Annotated in this window: 6 protein-coding genes and 1 pseudogene; 5 read left to right on the top strand and 2 right to left on the bottom strand. The window is 37.0% G+C overall.

From position 1 onward, the window contains the following. Window positions 1–312 precede the first annotated feature (312 nt). The 5 genes and pseudogenes from ACTJLE_RS06105 (at window position 313) to ACTJLE_RS06085 (ending at window position 3,376) form a co-directional block, all read left to right on the top strand. Window positions 313–876 carry a hypothetical protein gene (locus ACTJLE_RS06105; RefSeq protein WP_481267862.1) on the top strand — a complete coding sequence of 188 codons (564 nt, stop codon included), beginning with the start codon at window positions 313–315 and terminating at the stop codon, window positions 874–876. Between the two features lie 13 nt (window positions 877–889). Next, window positions 890–1,135 carry a hypothetical protein gene (locus ACTJLE_RS06100; protein WP_481267861.1) on the top strand — a complete coding sequence of 82 codons (246 nt, stop codon included), beginning with the start codon at window positions 890–892 and terminating at the stop codon, window positions 1,133–1,135. Window positions 1,136–1,535: 400 nt separating this feature from the next. Further along, a pseudogene (locus ACTJLE_RS06095) lies at window positions 1,536–2,336 on the top strand (transposase); the annotation flags it as partial. 202 nt (window positions 2,337–2,538) lie between these two features. Next, window positions 2,539–3,096: a hypothetical protein gene (locus ACTJLE_RS06090; RefSeq protein WP_473412445.1), complete on the top strand. Its 558-nt coding sequence runs from the start codon at window positions 2,539–2,541 to the stop codon at window positions 3,094–3,096. Window position 3,097: 1 nt separating this feature from the next. Beyond that, complete coding sequence (locus ACTJLE_RS06085) at window positions 3,098–3,376, top strand: hypothetical protein (RefSeq protein ID WP_033888441.1); 279 nt, start codon at window positions 3,098–3,100, stop codon at window positions 3,374–3,376. Between the two features lie 157 nt (window positions 3,377–3,533). Here ACTJLE_RS06085 and ACTJLE_RS06080 read toward each other — a convergent pair whose 3' ends face one another. Both ACTJLE_RS06080 and ACTJLE_RS06075 read right to left on the bottom strand, forming a co-directional pair. Then, complete coding sequence (locus tag ACTJLE_RS06080; RefSeq protein ID WP_481267860.1) at window positions 3,534–3,938, bottom strand: transposase; 405 nt, start codon at window positions 3,936–3,938, stop codon at window positions 3,534–3,536. Between the two features lie 26 nt (window positions 3,939–3,964). Continuing rightward, window positions 3,965–4,328 (bottom strand): IS3 family transposase (locus ACTJLE_RS06075; RefSeq protein ID WP_481267859.1); only part of this gene is annotated, 364 nt, incomplete at its 5' end.

Below are 4,328 nucleotides of genomic sequence, written 5' to 3'. Positions count from 1 at the left end.
GCCTATACTCGCGCTGATTTTTACCGCCGGTCTTCTTGTTGTTTTGCCGCAGCTACCAAACACGAGCTACGCTACAGACTAGGGATGTAGTTGTGATTTTGAGTATTCTAATTGTAGTCTATTTGCATAATTTAGTATTTGGGGGAATAACCCTATTCCTATTTGTTACAAGTAAAACTGAGAACACCTTATACATTTTATATATTATCAAAAATAACAACAACAATTGTATGGCAAAAAATTATGGAATAAGATGAGTACTAAACCTAATGATAGGTCTTTTATATATTGTAATTACAAAGGAGAATTTCTATGAAATGTCATATTTTTAAGTCTATTGCTGTAGTTGTTGTAGCATTATCAACCTGTATTTCTCTGGTATCAACTGCTCAAGCTAGTGAGATAGTGGATAACGAACCAAGTGTTGTAGAAAGTAATGTCAGTGATGCGAATATAGATAATTATGCTAAGCATCTTGAAATTATTTTTTCAAGGTATCTCAAGTTTAATGAAATTAATAAAAAATGGACTATAACACAAGCAGGGGAGTTTTCTCATGTTCCGAAAGAAGTGCTTGAGAATTTAATTCATAAGCTCAATGCAAATGCATCTGTTGATAAGATTTCGTCTAATGATAATCATGCAGTGCGTTCGAAGGATTATGCTAAATGTATAATTAATGCTACTGGGCTAGGCACCCTTGCTGGAATATTTCGTGGTGCTTTAACAAAGTTACTTGAAAATCAGCTTTGGAAGCAAGCTGCTATGTATATCTTAAAGGCAGTTGGTCCAGCCGCATTTAGAGGTGGAGCTGTGGGTCTAGCTGCATTCTTAGCAGCTTCTGCTATTTGGTGTGCGACTCCGTGGAGTAAGTGAGGAGGATATTCTTATGTACAAGGTTCTTATGTTCGTGCTGAAGTTGGTTATGTTTACAGCTGTGAATTTTATGTTCCTTTACTTGTCGATGGTGGTATTCGGCCATGATTTTGGTGTGATGTTCAAAACGTATGGGAATGCGCTCGGTCCGTTTACGTTCATGCTTGCTTTGATGACAACGATGTCGTTGCCTAATGAAGGAACTATTTTTGAGGATAAGCGGCAAAAAAGCGTGTCTAAAAACCCGAGTTTTCGTTGAAATACCAAGGAAAACTCGCTGTCGTTAAGCTAAAAAGCTTAACATTTAGTATTACTTGACATTGAAAACAAAAGGGGCTTAGGACAATTTTAGACATTTTGTGCAATCATAGCACGATGTTCCATAATTGTCTTTTAAGCCCCCTTTTAACTCTGTGGTTATTATAAGAATCAATTGCTTAACGTAATTCTTCTGTACTATCCCAGTTATGTTGCAAGAAGGTTTTCTCTTGCCAGAATCAGGCTATCTTCTTGATATTAAAAACCATAAATAGATTCAAAAATGCATGTTTAGACCATTTGAGCCAGTCTGTTTCATTATAACTATTCTCTTTAACTACTCTAATCTTGCGCTCTAAAAGTCCAATACGTTGCTTAAGTGGAATTATTTTGCCGGTTGTTGCATTAGAGAAAATACTGAAGCATATAAGAGTTTACTTAATAATTTATTAGCTCTTACTGTTGTTATTACTGATGGGAATTCTGGGGCGTTGAGCGCTATTAAACAAGTTTGGCCAGAGACTCGGGTACAACGCTGTTTAGTACATATTAAACGTAATATACGCGTATTAACTACAAGCAAGCCTAGACTGCAATCACATAAGGCTTTGTGGGGTTTAGCTAAAAAGTTAGTTAAAATCAGAACGTTGAAAGAATCTGATTTATGGGTTAATTTACTACAGAAATCTTATAACCAGTGGAAAGATTGGCTTAATCAAAAAACGTTCCGTAGGAATGTTTCTGAAGAAAATATTCCTTCTTGGGTAAGAAGGAATCAACAATGGTGGTATACGCACCAGACAGCAAGAAAAGCTTATAATCTGCTTGCTAGACAAGTTAAAAATGGTACGCTATTTACCTTTCTTGATCCTCTACTATTAGAGAAAACGAGCGTTCCTATTCCTAGTACTACTAATGCTTTAGAAGGTGGCATAAATTCACAGATAAAGAAATTGGTAAGTGTTCATAAAGGATTATCTGAAGATCACATGCGGAGAGCTATAGAGTGGTGGTGTTACTTCAATAGTGAAAATCCTTCAGATCCTAAACAATTTATAACTTCTGAATACTTCAAATAAGTAGCAAAGAAAATTATTGATGACCAGCAATCAATTGGGTCTTCGGGTTTCGATACAAGCTTTGACTTATGTAGGGCAGATTACTACTCAGATATATCAATTAGAAAAGGAACACTAAACTAACGACGCACCTGAATAAACACGTTTACAGACACACTTTTTGCTGCTTACCTGATTATGACGGCGTTTCTATCAATCAAGTATTTATACTATTGACTTGTGAGCATAACAACGTGAGTCACTCACCACATGTTTGGCCAACATGCTGTTTACTGGAATACGCTTACTCACTAATTGATAAGGCCAATATTAGAGAGGTCATCTTATGATGAAGAAAGTTAGTTCATTGTTAATAGCTGCAGCATCATTACTTGGAAGTATGGTGTTTGCAACTCCATCTTTTGCAGTTCAATCAACATCACAATATGTGAATTTTAAGTCTGAAATGAGAGGATTGCGTTCTCCAGATGGTCGACGTTCAATTGTTCCAGTATCTGGACAAGGATTGAATGTGCATACGCTAGCTGGTGATACTATCGTAGTAAAGAATAATATAGCTACTTGGAGAGATGCAACAAATCATACTATAGCAACTATCAATTTAACAGTTCATGACGGGCAGCATGTTGATTTTGGTTATAGCAAAGTTCTTCATAGGATTGCTCCTACTGTTTCCTTAGAGACAGCTTTAGAACGTGGTGGAAAGAAACATCATTGTATTCCTAAATGGATTGGTGTGGGATGGAATGTTTTATGGGATGCAACAGTTTGTACTCCATTATCACTTGGTATTTCTGGATTGGCGTCACCAATTGCTGGTGTTTCGGCTGATATAGCTTGTAGCGCTGCAGGTGGCACTTTGACAGCAGCATTGGGGTGTTAATATGGATGATGCAACTATTTCGAAGAAGCATGCCACAACAGGGCATCGGTCATGGCTTGCTTCGTTTGCTACCATTTGGCTGACGAGTGTTGTTTTCTCGTGCATCAATCATTTACCTTGGTATGCCAATGCTATTTCAGGGGTAATCTTGCTGATCGCAGCGTTTGTATGCCATGCATTGTTGCAGCATCACCATGTGAAGCCTATGGATTACGTGGTGTTTGCTGCTGCCGTGGCAGTTATACTCGTAGTGGTACTCGTATTGGCGTATATCGTCTAAATTGGGGTAAGCGGCAAAAAAGTGTGTCTAAAAACCCGAGTTTTCGTTGAAATACCAAGGAAAACTTGCTGTAGTTAAGCTAAAAAAGCTTAACATTTAGTATTACTTGACATTGAAAACAAAAGGGGCTTAGGACAATTTTAGACATTTTGTGCAATCATAGCACGATGTTCCATAATTGTCTTTTAAGCCCCATTTTAATTCTGTGATTGTTGTAAAAATCAATATAAGTATGAATAGCTTGACGTAATTCTTCTGTGCTATCCCAGTTAAGTGGATAATACATTTCTGTTTTCATTCGTCCAAAAAAGCCTTCACATGCAGCATTATCTCCACTGTTTCCTTTTCTTGACATGGAGCGTGTAATACCAAGACCTTCTAACCTCTCAATCCACCTTCCACCTCTATAGTGACCTCCTCTATCGGTATGAATAACTAAACTTTTACATTCTGTAGTGTCAAGGGTAGTTAAAGCCCCCTCTAACATTTCATCTACAAGACACTGATCTGGGTGGTTTGAAAGAGCGTAAAAGACCACTTTACCATCAAAACAGTCAATCATAGGGCTCAAATAGAGTTTTGACTCTTTTACTGAAAACTCGTAATGTCTGTAAGCCAAATCTTATTAGGTGAATCTGCATGAAAATTATTGTTAACAATGTTAATACATGCAGGAGTAATTTCTCCTATATAGCTTGAATAGCGTCTTTTACGCCTGGCATATCTAACCTCAATTGACTCTTCTTTCATGAGCCGTCTTACTACTTTTTCAGATATTTTAATACCTTTAGTTCTCAATACTAACCATATTCTAGGAGAGCCATAAGTAAAGAAGTTTCCTTCTGCAATCTCGTGTATACGACCTCGTATATGTGCGTATTTGTCAGGTTTTTGAAGAGCCTTTTTAGCATAGTAATAACTTGAACGTTTTATCTGAAGTGTTTTAATCAGA

The organism is Gardnerella sp. CCPDSM (assembly GCF_056754715.1).
This window is presented reverse-complemented; position numbering and strand designations above follow the sequence as displayed.

Excerpts from the sequence above, each read along its gene's own strand:
- ACTJLE_RS06105 (WP_481267862.1), top strand. The coding sequence starts at position 313 with ATGAAATGTCATATTTTTAAGTCTATTGCTGTAGTTGTTGTAGCATTA.
- ACTJLE_RS06100 (WP_481267861.1), top strand. The coding sequence starts at position 890 with ATGTACAAGGTTCTTATGTTCGTGCTGAAGTTGGTTATGTTTACAGCT.
- ACTJLE_RS06090 (WP_473412445.1), top strand. The coding sequence starts at position 2,539 with ATGATGAAGAAAGTTAGTTCATTGTTAATAGCTGCAGCATCATTACTT.
- ACTJLE_RS06085 (WP_033888441.1), top strand. The coding sequence starts at position 3,098 with ATGGATGATGCAACTATTTCGAAGAAGCATGCCACAACAGGGCATCGG.
- ACTJLE_RS06080 (WP_481267860.1), bottom strand. The coding sequence starts at position 3,938 with ATGATTGACTGTTTTGATGGTAAAGTGGTCTTTTACGCTCTTTCAAAC.